Here is a 23,009-nt window from a genome sequence, read left to right as displayed (position 1 = left end):
TTCCTTAATTTGTGATCGTTACGGACTGATCCATTCCAGGCTTTTCGGGAACAATATTAATCCATGTTTTTCCTGGCACAAATCCAACCGGTTCTCCATCTTTTACAGGAATAATTCTGCCATTCCGGTTTTCCCATTGTATTTTCCGAACTTTTCCCCGCTGGGTCAGATATGCCTCACCGCCCGATGTGATGTCAATGTCGCGGCGGCCAGCATCATCAATTACCTTGTGCTGTGTTTCCACAATAAAAACGTTATCAACTTGTATCGGTTTGCCGGAATTTAATTCAACTGTTTTTTCATGGTCACTATATCGGGTGTATTTTTCGCTTTGTTTGTCATAATCGAATTCAACAATTTCCATCGGATTGTCGGAATAAACAATTTCAACGTGTTCAGCCGGCTCTCCTTTGAACGATCCAGCTTCTTTTTCCGTCATAAACGGCAATGACTTATAGGACGCCTTCACATCATATCCTTTTTTCTCAGCTGCATCATACACCGCATCAAACAGCAGATACGAGTTATGTGGGGCTTCACGGAAGGATTCCCGTTTAAATAAATAGCCATCATTATCATGAAGTGATCCATTTAAATGCTCAATTCCACGCTCTTTGATCATATCATTCACAAAGTTTGCTGCACCATGATAAACATAGATGGCATTATACCCATCAGCAAGTTCAAAATAATACTCCCTTGCACTGCGGACAGGCCCTGCCACTTCCGGTTTCTCGCTCTGGTATAAAGCTAAAAACCGGGTAATGTAGCCCTCAGCCAATATTTCAAAAACGATATCAGCCTTTGACAGCCCTGTCTGCGGACGTGCATCGGTATGATTGTTAATCATCACACCGACAATTCGGTCGTTCGCATTCTTATCGGTTTTAATTCCTGTCAGAGGAAAAGCTGCAGCATTTTCCGGCATGCCGCTTTTTTCATCTACCGCGTTTTCCTTTGACTGACTTTCACTGGCATTGCGTTCCTCATCCGAACAGGCTGTAAACAGTACAGTCAACAACAGAACCAGTAACACGCATACTCGCTTCATGTTTCCACCCTTTGACAAATAGTAGTAGTTACATTATACGTCATCGCATGATTGCTGGAAAGAGTACCTCACGTTTTTTTACATCCAATATTCCTTGTTGGGTAACACGAATATACGGCAGGTGGGTTGCTGACAGAAAAAGAATGGTATATATCGGATCAGCAAACGGGTAGCCAAACTCTTTCAAAAGATTCTTCAACTCTTTTTCTTTGCCAATCAAGTCGGACATGTCTCCATCAAACATACTTCCACCAAGACGGAGCGGCAATTCAAAAATGATTTCACCCTGATGGGCAAGGACAATCCCTCCGCCAAGCTCTTTAACACGCTGCCACGCCAAAAGCATATCCGGCTTGCTCTTTCCGATACAAACAAAGTCTCCAGTTGTTGAGTAGGAGCTCACCATCGCCCCGAGATTATTGGTAAAGCCTTTAATGGCGGTATTGATGCGCCACTTTCCATTTCGGTCGATAAGCAATAGAAATGCATCATTATTTGTATTTGGAATAACATCAAGCGTCACATCAGTTTCAATCGGATATGGCTTAATGATCACATTATTCATCATCTCAAGACCGATTGGTACGGAAAACTGCAGATCAGACATACTTAACTCCCAATCGACTTCAAGCGGAGCCAAGTTATATTTTTCCCACTCAAAGTTCACAATTCGCTGTTGCGCTTCCTGATCAATTTTAATCCATTTCCCTTTAGCAAGGACACTGACCGGATGTGGATTTTCCTTTGCATCCAAAATATTAATATTTGCTAACCGGCCGGGGGCAATTGTACCAAGATGTTCTGTCATACCATAGTGCTGGGCTACATTGTGGGACGCCATCCGGTACGCATCAGGCAGCGGAACACCCTGTTCAATTGCAATCTCAATACAAATATTCATTAAGCCTTTTTCATAAAATGCGGGAGTCGCACCATCTGTTGTCATCATCATGTTATCAAACGTGTCGATACCGGCGTCCATAATTTCTTCCAACAGCTTCGGCAAATCCGGTCTGATTGACGAATAACGAAGACCAACCTGATAGCCAAGGCGCAGCCGTCTGATTACTTCTTCACCCGTAATTGATTCATGGTCTGCTGAGACACCAAGCAGCTTCATTTTGGTCAATGTCTTTTCCGAAGCGCCAGGCAAGTGTCCCTCCACCGGTTTCCCCATCCGTTTTGCTTCCTGCATCCAATACAACAGACGGTCATCCCCTTGAAGCAGACTTGGCCATGCGGTCAGTTCGCCACCTTGCACAACCGAAGAATGTTCAAGCCAGGACAGCACCTCTTCCGTATTAAAAAACTCTTCCTCATTCTGCAAGGCTGTCTGAGAGTCAAACCGTGCCCACCAGAACATGGACACCGGCAATTTATTAAACGCTCGCAATAAAGTAACCGCTTTCTTTTTATCTAATAAAAAATTCCAAACCAGGTTATCATTTATCAATGTTGTTGTTCCAAAATCTGCAGCATACTTGGCCAAAGATACCGGATTATATAGTTGAAACGGGTGGGCATGCGGTTCCATATACCCCGGGACCAGATATGAATCTTCGCAATCTATAATTTTAACAGATTGGTTTTCCGGAAATTTATCACCAACATAGACAATTCGGTCATTTAAAATCCAGATGTTTCCTTTAAGCCATTGCTTTGTATATGTATTCAAATAGGTTCCATTCGCTAAGATAAAATCAGGTTTCACTGTACCATCAATTACAGCAACATGTTCTCTTATTTCACGATTTCTCCAATGATATCCATTTTCCAACATGAACAGCACTCCAATAAAAACGATTTCCTTTATTTTACCATATTTTCGTACTTTACTACACTAAATAACAGTAGTTATAATGAAAATTCTATGACACTTCCACTTTTTTTAAATTCCCCGCATGAAAGTTTCTTCATAAGGTACAAACTTCCCTCCCACCTTTTCAAAGGAACACTTTTGTCTCTGAACTAATAAGATAGCCTATAACCGATTATCTATTTAATTTTCGTCAGGAGTGTTGCACATGCCAGCGATTACCGGGAAAGAATATGTCAGCCGCATCAACCAGCAGAAGGCGAACATATGGTGTAACGGCAGCAAAATAACCGGAAACATTTCTGAACATCCCGCTTTTAAAGGAATTATCCAAAGTCAATCAAACCTGTATGATATGCAGAATGACAACGACTTGAAGGATCTAATGACCTTTCCGTCACCAACAACCGGCAATAGCGTCGGCACGTCTTACCTGCAGCCAAAAACAAAAGAAGACCTTGCCAAGCGGCGCAACATGATTCAGCAGTGGGCCCGAACCAGTGCAGGTCTGCTTGGAAGAAGTCCCGATTACCTAAACACGATATTAATGGCTTTTGGCTCATCAGCAAAATTGCTTGAGGGAAAAGAAAATTGCTTCCCTGAACATATGCGTGCCTTTTACGAAAAAGCAAGGGAAGAGGACTTATCGTTTACACACACGTTTATTAATCCGCAAGTCAACCGGTCTGAACTGTACTTAGAGCTATCAGATGAACCGATTGCCGCAAAGATAGTTGATGAGAATGAGGAAGGAATAGTAGTAAAAGGGGCAAGGCTCCTTGCCACACAAGGCGGCATTACCGATGAAGTACTCGTCTTTTCACCAGGCGGCATCCTGGATAAAGCAAATGCATTTGCTTTTTCGATTCCAAGTAATGCAAAAGGGTTAAAATTTATTTGCCGCGAATCATTTGTTCATGGTGAATCACACTTTAACTATCCATTAAGTTCACGGTTTGAAGAAATGGATACAGTGGTTGTATTTGATAATGTGACGGTTCCATGGGAGCGTGTGTTTTTTTATAAAAACCTGGAAGTCGCCAACTCATTTAAAGCGACCAGTGCATTTCTGCCGTTCACACTGCATCAGGTCGTATGCAGACAGACAGTAAAAGCGGAATTTATGCTTGGCGTTGCACAATCTATTATCGATACGATTAACATCTCTGAATTCCAGAACGTTCAGGAAAATGGGGCGGAAATAATCACCACCCTGGAAACGATGAAGGCACTTTTAACCAAAGCTGAAGTGGACGCGACGACAGATGAATTCGGATTAATGCATCCTGACCCGAAACCGTTACAAACTGCTATTTGTGTTTTTCCACAGGTGTACCCAAGATTAGCAGAAATCATCCAATTGCTTGGTTCAAGTGGCATGATTACGATTCCGACTGAAACAGACTTTTACTCCGAAATCCGGAGTGACCTCGATCAATACCTGCAAAGTGCGTCGGGAAATGCTGTAGACCGTGTGAAGCTGTTCCGGCTGGCATGGGATTTGACAATGAGTCCATTCGGCACCCGTCAAACACAATATGAACGATTTTTCTTCGGGAATCCGATTCGATTGTCTAGCCAGCTTTATTTTGATTATGAAAAAGATTCATATGTTGATTGGGTCCATGATTTCATTAAAAAGCCCGAGGAATAATTCCCCGGGCGTTACGATTATTCTTTACCGATATCTTCACGATAATAGAAAGCATCCAAGTTGCTGAATGGCTTCAGACACTGATAGGCATCTTTTGCAGCTTGTTTTAGGCTTGCCCCTCGTGCACCAGCAAGTAACACCCGGCCGCCGTCTGAAACCAGTCCATGTTCTGTTTGCTTTGTTCCGGAATGAATAATATATCCATTTCCTGATTTTTGGATAGCAGGCAAACGAACACCTTTTTCATATGCTGCCGGATAGCCTTTTGATGCGAGCACAATACCAAGACAGCTGTCATCAGCCCAATTAAGATCCGGATCTTTTCCGGCGAGAACATCCACGAAGACCTGTACAAGATCATTCTCCAGAAGCGGCAATACAACCTGTGTTTCCGGATCACCAAACCGCACATTAAATTCGATTACTTTGGGTCCAGCCTCGGTCATCATCAGACCGGCATATAAAATCCCTGTAAACGGGCGACCTTCCTTCATCATACCGTCCGCTGTTTTCCGAAGAATGTTTTGCATTGAGAATTCAAGTGTTTCAACAGAGATATCCGTTGCCGGTGCAAACGCCCCCATTCCGCCGGTGTTCGGTCCCTGATCACGATCAAAAGCCCGTTTATGATCCCTTGCAGTTACCATTGGATACACGTCGTTTTCATGAACAAATGCCATTAACGAGAACTCTTTTCCAACGAGACATTCCTCGATAACAATCGTTGCACCCGCTTCAGAAAATGCTTTGTTGACGAGCATATCATCAACTGCCTGGAAAGCTTCCTCTTTCGTTTCTGCGACGATAACGCCTTTTCCCGCTGCAAGCCCATCAGCTTTGACCACAATCGGCGCATCCTGTTCTTCAATATAGCCTTTTGCATCGGCAGCATTAGTAAAACTCTTGTACGCGGCTGTCGGGATTTGATATTTCTGCATAAATTCCTTGGCGAACTGCTTACTGCCTTCCAGTAATGCAGCTTCTCTTGTTGGGGCAAATACAAGCAGTCCTGCTTCACGAAAACGGTTGACTATTCCGGATAGCAACGGATTTTCCGGTCCGACAATGGTAAGATCGACTGATTTTTTCCTGGCAAATGCAATCAGTCCGTCCATGTCCATCTCATTAATATCTGCACATTCAGCAATCTCAGCAATCCCGCCGTTCCCCGGTGCTGCATATATTTTGTCCGCTTTATCACTTTCCGCCAGCTTCATCACAATACTGTGTTCACGTCCGCCCCGTCCAACAACTAAAATGTTCATGTGAAAACACCTTTCTGATTAATGTTTAAAGTGACGCATTCCAGTAAACGCCATGGAAATTCCGTACTTGTTGCACATATCGATTGAGTCCTGGTCACGCTTGGATCCTCCAGGCTGAATAATGGCTGTTACACCGGCTTTTGCTGCGGTTTCCACAGTATCCGGCATTGGAAAAAATGCATCGGAAGCGAGCACCGATCCTTTCACTTTTTCGCCAGCCTGTTCAATCGCGATTTTAGCAGCACCAACACGGTTCATTTGCCCGGCACCTACACCGACCGTCTGCTTGTTCCTTGCCAGGACAATCGCGTTTGATTTAACATGCTTAACTGCCTTCCATGCAAACAAAAGATCTGCAACTTCCTGATCAGACGGTTTTTTTTCAGTTGGGAACGTCAATTCATTTTCGTTCACTTCACCGGAATCGTTGCTTTGAACAAGAACACCGCCCTTAACGGTAGTGAGCTTGTGATAGGAGGACTCACCAGTTTTCATTTCCAGTTCAAGCAGGCGGATATTTTTCTTTTTCGTCAAAATGGCCATCGCCTCTTCCGAAAATTCCGGAGCGATAACAATTTCCAAAAAGATTGCACCAAGTTTTTCAGCTGTTTCTGCATCCATCGGCCGGTTGCAGGCAACAATCCCGCCAAAAATGGACGTCGAATCAGATTCGTATGCTCTGGTGAAAGCCTGACTGAGGTTTTCCGCAACACCAATGCCGCAAGGGTTCATGTGTTTAACGGCAACTGCTGCAGGTTCGCCATAGTCCGCGATTATTTCAAGTGCTGCGTTAGCATCCTGAATATTGTTGTAAGAAAGTTCTTTACCATGAAGCTGCGTGGCTGAAGCAAGGCTCATGCCAGTATCCAGCGCATTTTTATAAAATGCAGCATTCTGATGCGGGTTCTCCCCGTAACGCAATGTCTGTTTTTTTTCATAGGTAACGGTATAGTTTTCCGGGAATTCTTCTTCAGTAAAATAATTTGCAATCAGTGCATCATATTGTGCTGTATGACGGAAAGCTTTGGCGGCCAATCGTTTGCGTTCAGCAAAATCAAGCTGATCAACTTTCAGAGAAGTCAGCACGGAATCATAATCGTCCGGATCCACAATGACCGATACATCAGCAAAACTCTTTGCTGCAGCACGCACCATTGTCGGCCCGCCAATATCAATATTTTCAATGATATCTGATTCGGTTACGCCCGATTGTTCAATCGTTTGTTTAAACGGATAAAGGTTCACAACAACGATATCAACCGGATCAATACCATGTTCTTTCAATTGCTTCATATGACTTTCGTTATCGCGTTTAGCCAGCAGCCCGCCATGAATCATCGGATGCAGTGTTTTAACCCGACCATTTAAAATTTCCGGAAATCCGGTTATTTCCTCAACCGCTTTCGCTTCCACACCTGCCTCCTGTAAAACTTTCAACGTTCCGCCTGTTGACAGTACTTCATAATCCAGTGCCGTCAGACCCTTGGCAAAGTCTGAAACATTCTCTTTATTGGACACACTGATTAACGCTCGCTTTTTCATCAAAAAACTCCTCACTTTCCCGATAGTCTTGTCTTATAACCAACGCTTTTAATATAAATTGTTTTGCGGACATTACTTCCCCATCAGCTGATTTATAACTTCAGGATACAAACGATGCTCCACATCCTGGATCCGTTTTTTCAACGCTTCTTCTGTATCACTCGGCAAAACATCGACACTTTCCTGTGCAATAATCGGCCCGGTATCGATGCCTTCATCAATATAATGGACCGTCACACCGGTTGTGCCAACGCCTGACGTAAATGCCTGGCCGATCGCATCCTTGCCCGGAAAGTCCGGAAGAAGTGACGGGTGGATATTAATTATTTTGTTTTCAAAAGCCTGGAGCAGAGTGGGACCAGCAATTCGCATATATCCGGCCAAAAATATCCACGTAACGCCTGCTCCCATCAGTTTTTCAACCAGCAGCGCCTCATACTCCGCTTTTGAAGCAAACGACTTCGGGTTAAATTCAAGTACCGGCACGCCATACTTTTCCGCTTTCTCAACAACACTGGCACCTTGTTTATCACAAACAAGCAGAACCACTTCACAACGAAGATCACTTTTTTCCATTATCGCCTGAAAATTACTGCCGGTTCCGGATGCGAAAACGGCAGCCTTTACGACACTCATGATGTGAAATGCACTCCTTCATTTACTGTCACTTTTCCAATAACAGAAGCTGATTCTCCTTGTTTCTCCAAACAATTCAATGCATCTTCAGCATCATCCGCTGCAACGACAAGTGTCATGCCAATTCCCATGTTGAACACGCCATACATCTCATCGTCTGAAATATTACCCTGCTTTTGTAAAAAACCAAAGATAGCCGGACGTTCCCAGCTTGTTGTATTAATTTCCACACCAAGACCCTCCGGCATCATACGCGGGAAATTTTCATAAAAACCGCCGCCGGTAATATGCGAGGTTCCTTTCACTTCCACTTTCTTCATTACAGCCGCCACCTGCTTAGCATAAATTCTCGTAGGTTCGATAAGTGTATCGGCAAGTGATTCGGTCAACCCTTCGTACGTTTTCGTCAAATCAAGTCCCGAAACTAGTTTGCGGACCAGAGAATAACCATTCGAATGAATTCCGCTTGATGGAAGCCCGATTATCACATCGCCTTCCGCAATCTCATCACCGGTGATCAATTTGGATTTTTCTGCGATCCCAACGGTGAATCCTGCCAGGTCGTATTCTTCTTCCCCGTACATGCCAGGCATTTCAGCCGTTTCGCCGCCAATTAAAGCTGCCCCTGCATCCTTGCAGCCGTCGGAGATGCCGGCTACAATCTGCTCAATCATTTCTGGATCATTTTTTCCGCATGCAATATAGTCAAGGAAAAACAACGGCTGGGCACCCTGTGCGACAATGTCATTGACACACATTGCAACCAGGTCAACGCCAACGGTATTGTGTTTCTGCAGTTGAAATGCAAGTTTCAGCTTGGTTCCGACCCCATCGGTTCCGGATACGAGAACCGGCTCCTTATAATTAAAGGAGGACAGTTCAAACAGTCCCGCAAAAGCACCGATGCCGCCTAGAACTTCCGGCCGGTTTGTTTTTGCAATATGTTTCTTCATCCGTTCAACAGCTTCATAACCTTTTTCCACATCAACACCGGCATCTTTATATACATTTGACATGCCACACACACCTTTCAGCATCATTAGCTACATTTTCGTATAGGAGATGGTTGCTTCGTTCGTCTTTTTAACTGGATACTTACCGGTCATGCATGCCGTGCAAATTCCCTGATGAATTGTCTTATCCTTGACAACCGCCTGTTCAAGCCCGCTTTCCGATAAATATGCAATACTGTCAGCACCAATCTGATCGCACATTTCATCCAGCGTGTTGTTTGCCGCAATCAATTCGTCCTTCGTTGACATGTCAATGCCGTAAAAACACGGACTGACAATCGATGGAGATGCAATACGGACATGTACTTCCATTGCACCGGCATCCTTCAGCATTTTTACAATTCGTCTGCTTGTCGTACCACGCACAATCGAGTCATCTATCATGACCACCCGTTTGCCGCTTACAATTTTCCGCACCGGCGAAAGTTTCATTTTTACGCCTTGCTCCCGTAACTCCTGTGAAGGCTGAATAAACGTTCGGCCGATATAACGGTTTTTGATGATTCCCATTTCATATGGAAGTCCCATTTGTTCAGCATAACCGATAGCGGCCGAGATACTTGAATCCGGCACCCCTGTTACTACATCAGCTTCAGCAGGTGCTTCCTTTGCGAGTTCCATCCCCATCCGTTTACGGGACGCATGTACATTCACATGGTTCAAATCACTGTCCGGTCTTGAGAGATAAACATATTCCATCGCACACATCCGACGCTGTTCGCGCATCGCAAATCGTGTTGAGTACAATCCTTCATCACTGATTGTCAACAATTCACCCGGCAAAACTTCACGTTCAAAGGTGGCTCCGATCAGATCAAAGGCGCTCGTTTCCGATGCAACCACATAGGCATCGCCAAGCCGGCCGATTGATAATGGGCGGATTCCTCGTGGGTCAAGTGCGACGTACATCCTGTCCTCGGTCATAATCAGGTAGGCATATGCACCGACAAGCTTTTGCAATGCCTCGGCAATTGCTTCTTCCTTATTCGCTTTCGTACTTCGCTTTATCAGGTGAGCAAGCACTTCTGTATCAGATGTCGTCTGCAGGATGCTTCCTTCGTTTTCAAGCTCGCCCCGAAGCTCATATGCATTCATGACATTTCCGTTATGTGCAAGTGCCATACTGCCCTGCTGTGTATGAAACAATAATGGCTGTACGTTGGCATACCCTTTTTCTCCTTGAGTTGAGTATCGGACATGGCCAATCGCTGCATTACCGGCAAGATCCGAAAAATTTGCTTGTTTAAACACATCGTTAACAAGTCCTGTATCTTTATGAATCTTCAAAGATTCACCATCATTAACGACCACCCCGGCACCTTCCTGGCCACGATGTTGCAGGGCATGAAGACCGTAATATGTCAATTCCGCTGCCTTTTCGTGACCCCAGATTCCAAACACACCGCATTCCTCATTTATGCCTTTGATTTCAGTAAGCATGGGATTGCTCCTTTCCACAGTTTACTGAGCTGGCTGGTGTCTTCCTTGATTAACGCTTCATTATTGACAGTTACATTCAACATTCCAGAGCCATTTACAGTTCCGATATGCTGATAGTCGTTCATTACCTTTTCAAACGCTTCCTGATCTTCCGGTTTTACAGTTACTAGAAAACGGGATTGTGATTCACTGAACAATTGCACTGTAGGATTTCCTGCCAGATGCACTACTGCGCCCAGTCCGTTTTGCTCAAATGTACTTTCAGCAAGCGCAACACCAAGCCCGCCTTCTGCCAGATCATGTGCTGACTGAACGAACCCGCTGCGGATTGTCTCGTGCAGCTGCTTCTGTCTGGATGCTTCTACTTCCAGATCAATTACAGGTGCTTTTCCTTCATAACGATCTTCAACAATCTTCTGCAATTCACTTCCGCCAAATTCAGCATTTGTTTTCCCGATCAGATAAATCAGATCACCTTCCTGCTGAAAAAAGTTTGGAGTCAGATGGTCAAGCGATTCGAGGAGACCAACCATCCCAACGACAGGTGTCGGAAAAATTGAATTCCCTTTTGACTGATTAAACAACGAAACATTACCACTGATGACAGGGGTTGCAAGCATCCTGGATGCCTCACTCATGCCTTCCACACTTTTTTCCATCTGCCAGAACACTTCCGGATTCGTCGGATTGCCAAAATTCAACCCATCGGTAAGACCTAACGGACGGGCACCGGAGCAAACAATATTGCGGGCAGCCTCGGCAACCGCAATCTTTCCGCCAGCTTCCGGATCGAGATAAATATAGCGGGAGTTGCAGTCAGTGGTGATTGCCAATGCTTTATTCGTGCCTTTTATTCGTACAACAGCAGCATCGGAACCTGGCGTAACAACCGTATTGGTCTGAACCATCGAATCGTATTGGTCATAAACCCATTCCTTACTGGCAATTGTCGGCTGCTGCAACAGCTGTTTCAGCATTTCCGCATGATTTTCCACTGCTGGAATTTTGTTGTTCATCTGTTGGAACTCTTTGAAATATTCCGCCTCTTTTGATGGCAGGTGGTAAACCGGTGCTTCTTCAGCCAAGGCATCGACTGGTATATCAGCCACCATTTCGCCATGTTGTTTCAGGCGGAAAACTTTTTCTTCAATTACTTCGCCGACTGCTACTGCCTGCAGTCCGTATTTTTCAAAAATAGATATGATTTCCTGCTCACGGCCTTTTTTGACAACTAGCAGCATGCGTTCCTGTGATTCCGACAGCATTAATTCATAGGCGTTCATGTTCTGTTCACGCTGTGGAACAAGGTCCAAATCCATTTCCAGCCCAGTACCGGCCTTACTTGCCATCTCACTTGCCGATGATGTCAGTCCGGCTGCACCCATATCCTGCATGCCAACCAATGCATCCGAATGAATCACCTCAAGACACGCCTCAATGAGCAGTTTCTCCATGAATGGATCACCAACCTGAACCGCCGGACGATCTTTATCCGAGTCCTCTGCCAGGTCATCTGATGCAAATGTTGCACCATGAATGCCATCCCGTCCTGTCGGGGCACCGGCATACAGTACGGTATTTCCGATTCCCTTGGCAACGCCTTTCTGAATGTCGTCATGGTTGATTAATCCGACACACATGGCATTGACCAATGGATTGTCCTCATAGCTGTCATCAAACTGAACTTCCCCGCCAACTGTTGGCACACCGACACAATTTCCATAGCCGGCAATACCATGAACTACTTCCTGAAAAAGGTATTTCACACGTTCAGTAGTGAAATTTCCGAATCGAAGCGAGTTCATCAGTGCAATCGGACGGGCACCCATGGAAAAGACATCACGGATTATCCCGCCAACACCCGTTGCGGCACCTTGATATGGTTCAACTGCAGACGGATGGTTATGGCTTTCCACTTTAAAAACGACCGCCTGATTATCACCAATATCGATAACACCCGCTCCCTCACCTGGCCCTTGCAGAACATGCGGGCCTTCTGTCGGGAATTTTTTCAGCAGCGGTTTTGACGTTTTGTAGCTGCAATGTTCCGACCACATCACAGAAAAGATACCGGTTTCGGTAAAATTCGGACGACGCTTCAGGATATTTTTGACCATGTCATACTCCTGATCGTTCAACCCCATATCTGTGTACAATTTTTCACGCTCGATCTGTTCCGGACTGATATCACGTGTTGATAACATAAGCGTCCCTCCAATTCTCCACAATGGACTGGAATAGTTTTAAACCATCATCACTTCCGAGCATTTTTTCAACAGCCCGCTCCGGATGAGGCATCATACCAAGCACATTGCCTTCTTTATTCACGATACCGGCAATATCCGCGATTGAGCCATTCGGATTTTTTTGATAGGTAAACACAATCTGGTTATTCGCTTGTAACCCAGCCATTGTTGCTTCATCACAAAAATAGTTGCCCTCTCCATGAGCGATCGGGAAATGAATCGTTTCACCGCTCTCATAGTTTGTTGTAAATATAGTCTGGTTGTTTTGTACGACAAGCGGTTCCTGATGACACATGAACGCCAGATTTTTATTGCGGAGCATCGCACCGGGCAGCAAACCTGCTTCCAAAAGTATTTGAAATCCGTTGCAGACGCCCAGTACCGGTTTTCCTTTTTCAGCTTCGGTTCGGATCTGCTTCATAATGGCTGACGTTGATGCAACAGCACCTGAACGAAGGTAATCTCCATATGAAAAGCCACCAGGCAGCAGAATGCCGTCATAGTTTTCAAGACTGCTGTTCTCATACCAGACAAGGTCCGCATCTTCCTGCAAAACTTCTTTTGCGGCATGGTACATATCACGATCACAATTCGATCCCGGAAAAACTACTACGGCAAATTTCACAGAACTTCAGCCTCCTCCAAATCAAACCGGTAATCCTCTATCACAGGGTTTGCAAGCAGTTTGTCACACATTTCTTTCACACGTTTTTCCATGTCGTCTGTTTCTTCCACCATCAGTTCCATATACTTGCCAACACGGACTTCCTCAACCGCATCATAGCCAAGGGAATTTAATGATTCTTGAATTGCTTTACCCTGCGGATCAAGAACACCCTGCTTCAGTGTAATGTGAACAGTAACTTTTCTCATGATTTTGCCTCCAGTCGTTGTAGGATTTCCTGATACACTTCCAGCAGATCGCCGGTCCCCTGCCGGAACACATCTTTATCCAATTTTTCCTGAGTGTTAATATCCCAAAGCCTGCATGTATCCGGTGATATTTCATCCGCAAGCACGATGTCCCCGCTTGCCAGACGGCCGAATTCCAGCTTGAAATCTACCAATGCTATATTAATAGACGCGAACACTTCTTTTAATTGTTTGTTAACATGAAGAGCCTTTTCTTTAATTTCACCTAGCTCGACATCACTGACATCACTCAGCAATAACGCATGAGCGTCATTGATGAGCGGGTCACCAAGCGCATCATCCTTGTAAAAAAGTTCAATGAGTGGTGGTTCGAATGGTGTCTTTTCTTCAATACCCAGCCTTCTTGTAATACTGCCTGTAGCTTGGTTGCGGACAACAACTTCCAGTGGGATAATCTCCGTTTGCTGGACAAGCTGTTCCGTTTCGTTCAGTTTTTCTATAAAATGTGATTCAACTCCTTGTTCCTGAAGCAGTTGAAAGACCCTGGATGAAATTTCATTATTCAATCTGCCTTTGCCGGAAAAAGTCGCTTTTTTTTCACCATTAAAAGCCGTGGCATCATTTTTATAGGATAAAACGAGCTGTCCGGATTTCTCCTTTGCAGCGTATACACGCTTTGCCTTACCTTCATATAACAGTTCCGCTTTCATTATTTCACCTCAAGTCCAATTCGGTTAAAGATCGCATCGACATTTTTCAGGTGATACGTGTAATCAAAACAATCATCAATTTCGTCCTGGGTCAGCTGTGAATTGATTTCTGCGTTTTCCTCAACCAGCGTTTTAAAATGTGTTGCGGTTTCCCACGCCTGCATCGCTTTCGGCTGGACAAGATCGTAAGCTTCCTCCCGGCTCATACCTTTATTAATCAATGCAAGCAGCACACGCTGTGAAAAAATAACCCCGTGTGTCTTGTCAATATTGCGTTTCATGTTTTCCGGAAAGACGGTCAGCTTTTCAACGATGTTGGCAAACCGATTGAGCATATAATTTAATCCGATGGTTGTATCCGGCAAAATGACGCGCTCAGCTGATGAATGTGAGATATCGCGCTCATGCCACAGTGACACATTTTCAAATGCTGTTACCATATTGCCGCGCAATACCCGGGCCATCCCGGTCATGTTCTCTGATCCAATCGGATTTCGTTTATGCGGCATTGCGGAAGACCCTTTTTGTCCTTTGGCGAAAAATTCTTCCGCTTCACGGGTTTCTGTTTTCTGAAGCCCGCGGATTTCAGTTGCGAACTTTTCAATAGACGTTGCAATCAGGGCCAGTGCTGACACGTAAGCCGCATGACGGTCACGCTGCAATGTCTGCGTTGATACCGGCGCCGGCGACAGTCCAAGTTTTTCACAGACGTACTGCTCAACAAACGGGTCAATGTTGGCATATGTCCCAACCGCACCTGACAATTTCCCAAATTCAATATCCTTTGCCGCTGCTTCAAAACGTTCCAAATTACGCTTCATTTCCTCATACCACAGTGCCATTTTCAAACCGAATGTTGTTGGTTCGGCATGGACACCGTGCGTTCTGCCCATCATGACGGTATGTTTATGTTCAATGGCTTTGTTTTTTAGAATGTCAACGAAACGATGCAGATCATTACGGATGATTTCATTCGCCTGTTTAAGCTGATAAGAAAGAGCTGTATCGACGACATCCGTTGAAGTCAGTCCGTAATGAACCCATTTCCGTTCCTCATCAAGCGTTTCAGAAACAGCCCGGGTAAAGGCAACAACATCATGGCGGGTCTCCTGTTCTATTTCATAAATCCGCTCAAGATCAAAGGAAGCATTCTGTCGCAGTTTTTTAACATCGTCAGCCGGAATGACACCGAGCTCACTCCATGCCTCACATGCCAGAATTTCCACTTCCAGCCATGCATTAAATTTATTTTCTTCTGTCCAGATAGCACCCATTTCTTCCCGTGTATAGCGATCAATCATTGTTTTGCCCCCTCATAAGCTGCAGCCATTTCGGTAATTTCCTTAACTGAATTTCCAATAAACGTTACATGCCCCATCTTCCGTTTCGGTTTCACACCGTCTTTCCCATACAAGTGAACAAATCCATCGGTAAGTCCCTGCATCTGAGCAAGTGTCGGCTCCAAATCCTCACCCAAAATATTGACCATCGCAGCCGATTTCAACAGGCTGACCGGTATCAATTCAAGCCCGCCGATGGCCCGAATATGCTGACCGAACTGAGAAATATTGCAGGCTTCAATCGTATAATGTCCGGAATTATGCGGGCGTGGAGCCATTTCATTCAAAAAGATATTGTCTCCATTCACGAACATTTCAATCGCAAACGTGCCGACAATGTTCATTTTTTCTGCCAGTTTTTTTGCGGCGTCAATTGCCTGACTCTGAACCGTTTCCGAAATATTAGCCGGTACGGTCGTCTGATAAAGAATGTGGTCCTTATGATCATTCTCTGCAATCGGGAAAAATGCCATTTCACCCGATTGCGTTCGGGTAAAGACAACAGAAATTTCCCGGTCGAATGGCACCCATTGTTCGATAATGCATGTATCATTTTTTTCAGCAAATACACAGGCCGCTTCGATGTCGTCCGCACTTTCCAGTTTCAGCTGCCCTTTTCCGTCATAACCACCACTGCATGTTTTAATGACTGCTGGAAATGTAAAGTTATCAAGTGCCTGTTCACATTCCTCAGAAGTCGATACAATGGTGAAATATGGTACCGGCAATCCGGCATCCTGCATTACCGTTTTTTCCTTCTCCCGGTTTTGTGTAACTTCCAGTGCATATGCTCCCTGTGGAAGTTTGCCGAGCTGCTCCAGAAATGTCGCGGCATCGAGATCGACATTTTCAAATTCATATGTGATGACGTCACTGATTTCAGCGAGTTGTTTAATACCGTCCATGTTGTCATATGCTGTGGTAATTTGTTCGTCAGCCACCTGTGCTGTTGGACAGTTCGGTGTCGGATCAAGCACAGCTATTTTATACCCCATATATCGTGCAGCAACCGCCATCATCCGTCCAAGCTGACCGCCGCCAATGATTCCAATTGTTTGTGGTGGAAGAATTACATTATTTTTTGGCAAGATTGTCCCTCATTTCCTCAACATTTTCCTGCATGGCTGCCCGTGAGTTCACAAGGCGTTCAGCCACTTTCTCATCAAATGCGCCGATTATCTGCGCGGAAAGAATCCCGGCATTTTTAGCACCGGATCTGCCAATCGCAACTGTCGCTGTTGGCACACCACCTGGCATCTGCACGATAGAAAGCAGCGAATCAAGGCCATTTAATGCCTTTGACTGCACTGGAACCCCTATAACCGGCAGTGTCGTCTGTGCCGCTACCATGCCTGGCAAATGCGCAGCACCGCCCGCTCCGGCAACAATTACCTTTAGCCCGCGGTCACGAGCTGTTTTTGCATAATCAAACATCTTGTCGGGCGTCCGATGTGCGGAAATCACATCTTTTTCATATGAAACTCCCAAATCATCAAGCATGGCACATGTATGCTGCATTGTTTCCCAATCTGAAATACTTCCCATGATCACGCCAACTTGTGGCATCTGATACCCTCCGTTCTTTGGAAAATGGTATATCGGTAGTCAGGCCTGTTTCTTTTCGCCTGGAAATACAAAAAGTCTATTCGTCTCCCCTCAGTCATGAGAGAAGATGAATAGACCTTTCCAAACATAATAACGGATCATTGCATGACAATGATTCACCTTCCCTCATAGTCCAGCATTTATGGTGCCGGGTAGAAACTTCCAGGCCGTATCCCCGGAAATATATGAGGTACCGTATTCATTTCTTCTTTTAGAATATCAAAATATCTTCTGGAATGTCAATAAAAAATCGAACAATACCTATTATTGACAAGTGAATGTTCGGTTTTTACTAAAACATGTGTCAGAATATCTCTTTCTTGAGGTTAACTGGCTGAAACGTTGTTTGAATCGTTTGATTTACAATCGGTATACCGGAATTTCCTGTAGATAATCCAATAATCCATGGCCGATATTCATATTCATAAAGCCTGTTTAATAACCTGCTATTTCCCTGTTTCCGCAAAACGCTTAATTCGCTCACCAATTTTATCACGTACACGTTGAAATTCTTCCCATTTTTCTTCAACTGTCCCGTCTGCTTTTGCAGGATCATCAAATCCCCAATGTTCTCGTTTTACATGAGGGGGTGTCATTGGGCATTTGTCTGCCGCATCCCCGCAAAGCGTGACAACCATTGCTGCATTATTTAAAACATCCGGATCAATTATTTCAGATTGTTGCTCCGAGATATCAATATCAATTTCATGCATTGCTTTGACTGCATTCGAATTTACACCATGTGCCACAATCCCCGCACTTTTCACATTCCACTCGTTACCTAAATATTTTTTCGCCCAACCTTCCGCCATTTGGCTTCTGCAGGAGTTGCCGGTACATAAAAAGTAAATCGTTTTTTTAAACATATGATGATTCTCCTTCGTTTCTGGGTAATAAACATTTTATAACATAATCGATAACCAAACATATAATCCCGTTAACGTAATAAACAATGTTGGGATAGTAAGAATGATACCTACTTTGAAGTAATATCCCCAGGAGATTTTAAATCCTTTTGTTGAAAGAACATGAAGCCATAATAATGTTGCTAATGATCCGATTGGCGTAATTTTCGGACCTAAATCAGATCCGATGACGTTGGCATAGATTAACGCCTCTTTCATAACTCCCGATGTATTTGTTTCAGCAATTGCCAGTGCATCGATCATAACAGTTGGCATATTATTCATAACCGATGACAAAAACGCTGCAATGAATCCCATCGAAATCGTACCAACAAATACCCCCTGCTCTGCCGCAGACTGAATAACATTAGCCAACACGTCGGTTAATCCAACATTACGCAACCCGTAAACGACAACATACATTCCCAAAGAGAAAAAGACTATATCCCACGGAGCTCCTTTTATGACTTTAACCGTCTCAACCGCAGAACTTCTTCTCGCCATTACAAGAAAGAAAACCGCAACAATACCCGCTATGATTGAAACGGGAATTTCCAATGGCTGACTTGCAAAATACCCAATCAGCAATATCGCAAGCACACCCCAGGACAGACGGAACATTTTATAATCCTTAATCGCATAAATTGGTTCTTCCAGTTGATTTACATCATAATTTTCCGGAATGCTTTTTCTAAAGAATAGAAAGAGCACCAAAATACTTGCACCGATCGAAAGTAAGTTCGGAACAATCATCCGTGTCGCATATTCAATAAATCCAATTCCAAAAAAATCCGCTGAAACGATGTTGACCAGATTACTCACAACAAGTGGTAACGAGGCAGTATCTGCAATAAAACCACTTGCCATAATAAATGGCAAAATCATTTTTTCCTTAAAGTTTAAATTTCTTACCATCGCAAGTACAATCGGTGTAAGAATAAGCGCAGCTCCATCATTGGCAAAAAGAGCTGCAACAACAGCACCCAGCAGAATCACATAAATAAACATTTTCTTCCCATTACCTTTGGCGATTCGCGCCATATGGAGAGCAGCCCATTCAAAAAAGCCAATCTCATCAAGAATAAGTGAAATAATAATAATCGCTACAAAGGCCAATGTGGCATTCCAAACAATATCCGTTACGGCTAACACATCTTGAAAATTAACCACGCCTGCGATCAACGCTAAAATCGCTCCACCACAAGCGGTCCAGCCGATGCCTAAGTTTTTTGGCTGCCAAATCACGAATACAAGTGTAAGTATAAAAATAATCGTTGCTACAATCGTTAAATTCAAACAAATCCTCCCTACAAATCACATTGGATACGTAATTCCGCATCATACAATGTACGTAATTTCTCTTTTTGATCAGGTACCTGCTCTAAAACCTGTTGAATAATCGGATATGTCGCATGGGAAGTATTTAATGAGTAAAAAATCCATTGTCCTCTTCGCTGTTCCTTTACAAGACCAGCATCCCTCAGTTTTCTTAAGTGTTGGCTAATAGCTGGCTGGGTCATTTGCAGCACCTCAACAAACTCACACACACAACAGTCACGATTCTTTACCAACCCCATAATCGTTAAGCGTGTATGATCACCCAGCAGTTTTAGCGTTTGGGCGGCAGCTTCCAATTCAATTATCGATTTTTCCATAAACATCACCTCGAATCATTATATAAGTATATACTTATATATACAATAAAAAAGACATTAAAAACATGCCGGCTTTGCATGTTTTTAATGCTTCTATTTTGTAACGTCAGAAAATATAAGTTCTCAGACGAGGCTAGACCTGAGTTTTTCTAATCTTTTAAGCTATGATCACTCACCAAGCGTATCTTCAGGCTTCACTTCCGGTTTAGCTTTTGGAACATTATTTTTCCGCGGATTGAACAGTCGCCCTTTTCGAACTTGTTTTACCCAAAAACCGCCATTAATCTGCTTCGGCTCATATGAAATAATAAATGCCTTTGGATCAATGTGCTTAATGGTTTCATACAGCTGTAATTCATATTTTCTTGGTGTTAGAATTTGCATTGCAAGCCGATCACCATCCATCCCGTAGGCAAACCAGCTTGTCACTCCATAACCGCGATCCCTTAATTTACGGGTAAATGCAATATCCGGATCTGAGGAAATAACGTTGACCGTAATATAACCAAGGGCGAGTTTTTCCTCAATTCGTGTCCCGACAATCACGCCAAGACCAAAACCAATCGCATACGCAATCAGATTCTGGATTTCATTTAAATTATCCAATACGAGACCCAGTCCAACCACATATACAACAATCTCAAACATACTTACAAAAGCAGCCGTATACCTTCGTCCTTTTAACGTCAAAATCATTCGCATCGTTGACAGCGATACATACACAATATTAATTACAAGAATAATTGCAACCATAACAAACGCGTTACCCAGCATTAAAATACCTCCTGCATCTCTTACCAAATATCATACTTCATACTAAATATGTATGTACAACATTTTTTCACCATGCAATGATCTTTTTAAAGTCATTATTTGTTTGGACCGAATACCCGTTTTTCCACAGATGACTGTTTACCGCGTAATCTTTTATTTAAGGTCCGTTTCCAGTTCGGTGCAAGCAACTCGCAGGATGCCAATTTTTCGGCTGCCTTTAAATCATCTTTTTTTACATGCATTACTTCATTACATGCAGCTATTGTCCATTGTGGATAAGGGCGCTCAATTAATTCGAGATACATTCCGGAACTGGCATTCCCTTCCTTAAGCACACGAAAATACCAGCCTGTACGTCCACTGTTCTGTATGCGGAGTGCAAAATCCATGATACGGAATCTCCTGGCAGGCTTCCAGCATGGTTGCCGAGGCTGTGACACTTGAATAAGGCTTTCACCAAAACGGTATGTATCACCTATACAAACTTGAAATTCATCAGCATTTTCCACTGACAGGTTTTCCCCCATCGCTGACACACCAATTGAATCCAGCTCTAGTTCATCCTGCCAAAACACATAATGCTTTTTAGGATAGGCAAACACAGCCTTTTCCGGGCCGCCATGATTTTTCGTATCAGCCACTTCATCTTCAGTAAACCCGGTTTTTCCCAACCACGGCTCACCTTGTCTTTCCTGCTTGAACATACCGCTTTTCCATGGCCGGTCCATCCGGTTTTCTGCACCTTCATAGCCCATTTGCTTTACTTTTCCAGTAAATAATTTATGTACGTAGGCTTTATCCATTTATGCCACCCTCTTTCTTTTCATATTGTATACGGAATACCGGCGGAAAGTAAATAACACGGAATTCGTTTCAGGAATCCGTGTTAAAACTGTTACGTTATTTTTTCTTTTAATATTGCCTTATTAATTTTTCCGACGTGGGTTTTAGGAAGTTCATCCAGCAAGATAAATTTTTTGGGTATTTTATACCTGGCCAGTTTTCGTCCGCAGTATTCATGCCATTCATGATCACTAATCACCACATCCGCAACAATAAATGCAACAACAATCTCTCCCCACTTTTCATCTGGAAAACCCAGTACCGCTGCCTCTTTCACGCTTACGTGCGATTCCAGCCAGTGTTCAATTTCCAATGGATAAACATTTTCCCCGCCGGTAATGATCATATCTTTTTTTCGGCCGACAATATAAATATATTCTTCATCATCCCGTCTTGCTAAATCACCGGTGCGCACCCATCCGTTAATAAGCGTCTGTTCCGTCTGCTCCGGTTTATTCCAATAATATTCAAAGGAATGATTTCCGCGTATCAACAGTTCACCAACCTCGTTTCCGCTAACTTCTTTACCGTTTCCCGCAACAATTTTAATGTCATTAAACAGCATTGGTTTGCCTACAGAGCCAAGTTTTCGTTTTGTTTCAAAAGGGTCAATGTAAAAATTATTCGGCCCAGCCTCAGTTAACCCATACCCCTCTTTAAATGGAATACCTTTTGCACGGAAGGCATTGTAAATTTTATGCGGACACGGGGCGCCCCCTGATAAAAAAACCTTCATATGCGGAAACGAAGCGTTCTGAAAAGCCTTTGTCTGTATCATCATGTGATACATAGTCGGAACACATAATACAATTGTACATTGATATGTAAGTAAATCATTAATTGCCGTAGCAGCCTCAAACTCAGATGAAATCACCACCTTGCCGCCTGAGAGCAGTAAAGGCAGTGACAGCACATTCAATCCACCTGTATGGAACATTGGGAGACAAGTCAAGGTTATGTCTTCATTCGTCAAGTTCCAGCTGATGATCGTGTTCATTGCATTCCATAATATTGAACGATGGGATAGTACCGCTCCTTTAGGTTTTCCTGTGGTCCCTCCTGTATATATCATTGCGAGGGGATCCCCTTCCGTTGGCACTTCTTCGACCGAATAGCTCCCGGATAAATGTAATCCATCCAAATAATTATTATCCGTAATCGCTATGCAGGTTGTTCGATTTTGCTTAAGTTTATCCTGAAAAACCGGCGATACCCCGATCAGTTTCGGTGAACAATCCTTTAGGACATAATCTAGTTCATTCCTTGAAAGACGCCAATTAAGCGGAACAAAAACTGAACCAATTTTCATGCAGGCAAATACAAAATCGAAATAACTGACATGATTAGGCGCCAAAAGTGCTACCCGATCCCCTTTTCTGACTCCGTTTTGCAATAAATACTGTGCCAGAAATTCCGCCCGATCATTTAATTCGGTATATGTCCAGGCCACATTCGTTTCCGCATCTACCGCCGCCTGTTTATCAGGGAAGAGATTCACCCTGCTCTGAAACCAATCCACCGCAGCTTGCATTGCTATCCCTCCAGTTCCATCTGTATTATGGCCAGTATAGAAAACAGAAGTTACATGATGGTTACACTTATACAGGAAAATACTGCTGATCCATGAACCATCCATAAAAA

At 43.8% G+C, this 23,009-nt stretch carries 21 protein-coding genes and 1 riboswitch; of the genes, 1 reads left to right on the top strand and 20 read right to left on the bottom strand.

The window, feature by feature from the left end:
- Nucleotides 1-4 precede the first annotated feature (4 nt).
- Nucleotides 5-1,051 (bottom strand): DUF3048 domain-containing protein, encoded by a 1,047-nt coding sequence (locus HUX68_RS16675; protein WP_174615852.1) that lies wholly within the window; start codon nt 1,049-1,051, stop codon nt 5-7.
- A 40-nt stretch (nt 1,052-1,091) separates the two neighbouring features.
- The gene (locus HUX68_RS16670) at nt 1,092-2,831 is read right to left on the bottom strand and encodes an adenine deaminase C-terminal domain-containing protein (protein ID WP_174615851.1); all 1,740 of its coding nucleotides are present in this window, start codon (nt 2,829-2,831) and stop codon (nt 1,092-1,094) included.
- A gap of 244 nt (nt 2,832-3,075) precedes the next feature.
- On the opposite strand from HUX68_RS16670, the gene hpaB reads away from it, so the two are divergent.
- On the top strand, nt 3,076-4,521 hold the full coding sequence (gene hpaB, locus HUX68_RS16665; protein WP_174615850.1) for a 4-hydroxyphenylacetate 3-monooxygenase, oxygenase component: 1,446 nt from the start codon (nt 3,076-3,078) through the stop codon (nt 4,519-4,521).
- A 17-nt stretch (nt 4,522-4,538) separates the two neighbouring features.
- On the opposite strand, the gene purD is transcribed toward hpaB, so the two are convergent.
- The 18 genes from purD to HUX68_RS16575 all read right to left on the bottom strand — a co-directional run bounded on the left by purD (nt 4,539) and on the right by HUX68_RS16575 (nt 23,004).
- Nucleotides 4,539-5,786: a phosphoribosylamine--glycine ligase gene (gene purD / locus HUX68_RS16660; protein ID WP_174615849.1), complete on the bottom strand. Its 1,248-nt coding sequence runs from the start codon at nt 5,784-5,786 to the stop codon at nt 4,539-4,541.
- A gap of 18 nt (nt 5,787-5,804) precedes the next feature.
- Nucleotides 5,805-7,328, bottom strand: coding sequence for a bifunctional phosphoribosylaminoimidazolecarboxamide formyltransferase/IMP cyclohydrolase (purH, locus tag HUX68_RS16655; RefSeq protein ID WP_174615848.1), 1,524 nt, complete (start codon nt 7,326-7,328; stop codon nt 5,805-5,807).
- A gap of 72 nt (nt 7,329-7,400) precedes the next feature.
- Entirely contained in the window at nt 7,401-7,964 is a 564-nt protein-coding gene (purN, locus tag HUX68_RS16650) for a phosphoribosylglycinamide formyltransferase (protein WP_174615847.1), read from the bottom strand.
- Nucleotides 7,961-8,980 (bottom strand): phosphoribosylformylglycinamidine cyclo-ligase, encoded by a 1,020-nt coding sequence (purM, locus tag HUX68_RS16645; RefSeq protein ID WP_174615846.1) that lies wholly within the window; start codon nt 8,978-8,980, stop codon nt 7,961-7,963. Before purM ends, purN begins: the two co-directional genes overlap by 4 nt.
- 27 nt (nt 8,981-9,007) lie before the next feature.
- Nucleotides 9,008-10,417: an amidophosphoribosyltransferase gene (gene purF / locus HUX68_RS16640; RefSeq protein WP_174615845.1), complete on the bottom strand. Its 1,410-nt coding sequence runs from the start codon at nt 10,415-10,417 to the stop codon at nt 9,008-9,010.
- Complete coding sequence (purL, locus tag HUX68_RS16635; protein ID WP_174615844.1) at nt 10,393-12,621, bottom strand: phosphoribosylformylglycinamidine synthase subunit PurL; 2,229 nt, start codon at nt 12,619-12,621, stop codon at nt 10,393-10,395. The genes purF and purL overlap by 25 nt, the downstream gene beginning before the upstream one ends.
- A complete protein-coding gene (purQ, locus tag HUX68_RS16630; protein ID WP_174615843.1) occupies nt 12,605-13,288 on the bottom strand; it encodes a phosphoribosylformylglycinamidine synthase subunit PurQ in 684 nt (227 codons plus the stop codon). Before purQ ends, purL begins: the two co-directional genes overlap by 17 nt.
- The gene (gene purS / locus HUX68_RS16625) at nt 13,285-13,536 is read right to left on the bottom strand and encodes a phosphoribosylformylglycinamidine synthase subunit PurS (RefSeq protein ID WP_174615842.1); all 252 of its coding nucleotides are present in this window, start codon (nt 13,534-13,536) and stop codon (nt 13,285-13,287) included. Before purS ends, purQ begins: the two co-directional genes overlap by 4 nt.
- The gene (gene purC / locus HUX68_RS16620) at nt 13,533-14,246 is read right to left on the bottom strand and encodes a phosphoribosylaminoimidazolesuccinocarboxamide synthase (RefSeq protein WP_281355765.1); all 714 of its coding nucleotides are present in this window, start codon (nt 14,244-14,246) and stop codon (nt 13,533-13,535) included. The genes purS and purC overlap by 4 nt, the downstream gene beginning before the upstream one ends.
- Nucleotides 14,246-15,547, bottom strand: coding sequence for an adenylosuccinate lyase (purB, locus tag HUX68_RS16615; protein WP_174615841.1), 1,302 nt, complete (start codon nt 15,545-15,547; stop codon nt 14,246-14,248). Before purB ends, purC begins: the two co-directional genes overlap by 1 nt.
- Nucleotides 15,544-16,674 (bottom strand): 5-(carboxyamino)imidazole ribonucleotide synthase, encoded by a 1,131-nt coding sequence (gene purK / locus HUX68_RS16610; protein ID WP_174615840.1) that lies wholly within the window; start codon nt 16,672-16,674, stop codon nt 15,544-15,546. Before purK ends, purB begins: the two co-directional genes overlap by 4 nt.
- Complete coding sequence (gene purE / locus HUX68_RS16605; protein WP_174615839.1) at nt 16,661-17,152, bottom strand: 5-(carboxyamino)imidazole ribonucleotide mutase; 492 nt, start codon at nt 17,150-17,152, stop codon at nt 16,661-16,663. The genes purK and purE overlap by 14 nt, the downstream gene beginning before the upstream one ends.
- A 148-nt stretch (nt 17,153-17,300) precedes the next feature.
- A riboswitch (purine riboswitch) is annotated at nt 17,301-17,400 on the bottom strand.
- A 237-nt stretch (nt 17,401-17,637) separates the two neighbouring features.
- Nucleotides 17,638-18,057 carry an arsenate reductase (thioredoxin) gene (gene arsC / locus HUX68_RS16600; RefSeq protein WP_174615838.1) on the bottom strand — a complete coding sequence of 140 codons (420 nt, stop codon included), beginning with the start codon at nt 18,055-18,057 and terminating at the stop codon, nt 17,638-17,640.
- A 36-nt stretch (nt 18,058-18,093) separates the two neighbouring features.
- Nucleotides 18,094-19,392, bottom strand: a complete 1,299-nt coding sequence (locus HUX68_RS16595; protein WP_174615837.1) for an arsenic transporter — start codon at nt 19,390-19,392, stop codon at nt 18,094-18,096.
- Between the two features lie 11 nt (nt 19,393-19,403).
- Nucleotides 19,404-19,751, bottom strand: a complete 348-nt coding sequence (locus tag HUX68_RS16590; RefSeq protein ID WP_174615836.1) for an ArsR/SmtB family transcription factor — start codon at nt 19,749-19,751, stop codon at nt 19,404-19,406.
- A 168-nt stretch (nt 19,752-19,919) separates the two neighbouring features.
- Entirely contained in the window at nt 19,920-20,525 is a 606-nt protein-coding gene (locus HUX68_RS16585; protein ID WP_174615835.1) for a DUF2179 domain-containing protein, read from the bottom strand.
- A gap of 95 nt (nt 20,526-20,620) precedes the next feature.
- Nucleotides 20,621-21,328 carry an MOSC domain-containing protein gene (locus HUX68_RS16580; RefSeq protein WP_174615834.1) on the bottom strand — a complete coding sequence of 236 codons (708 nt, stop codon included), beginning with the start codon at nt 21,326-21,328 and terminating at the stop codon, nt 20,621-20,623.
- 92 nt (nt 21,329-21,420) lie between these two features.
- Entirely contained in the window at nt 21,421-23,004 is a 1,584-nt protein-coding gene (locus HUX68_RS16575; protein WP_343033668.1) for a class I adenylate-forming enzyme family protein, read from the bottom strand.
- Between the last annotated feature and the right edge of the window lie 5 nt (nt 23,005-23,009).

It is taken from the genome of Virgibacillus ihumii (assembly GCF_902726655.1).
In the GTDB taxonomy this organism is placed as follows: Bacteria; Bacillota; Bacilli; order Bacillales; family Amphibacillaceae; genus Lentibacillus; species Lentibacillus ihumii.
The sequence above is the reverse complement of the archived record's forward strand: the minus strand, read 5'-3'. Positions and strand labels throughout refer to the sequence as shown.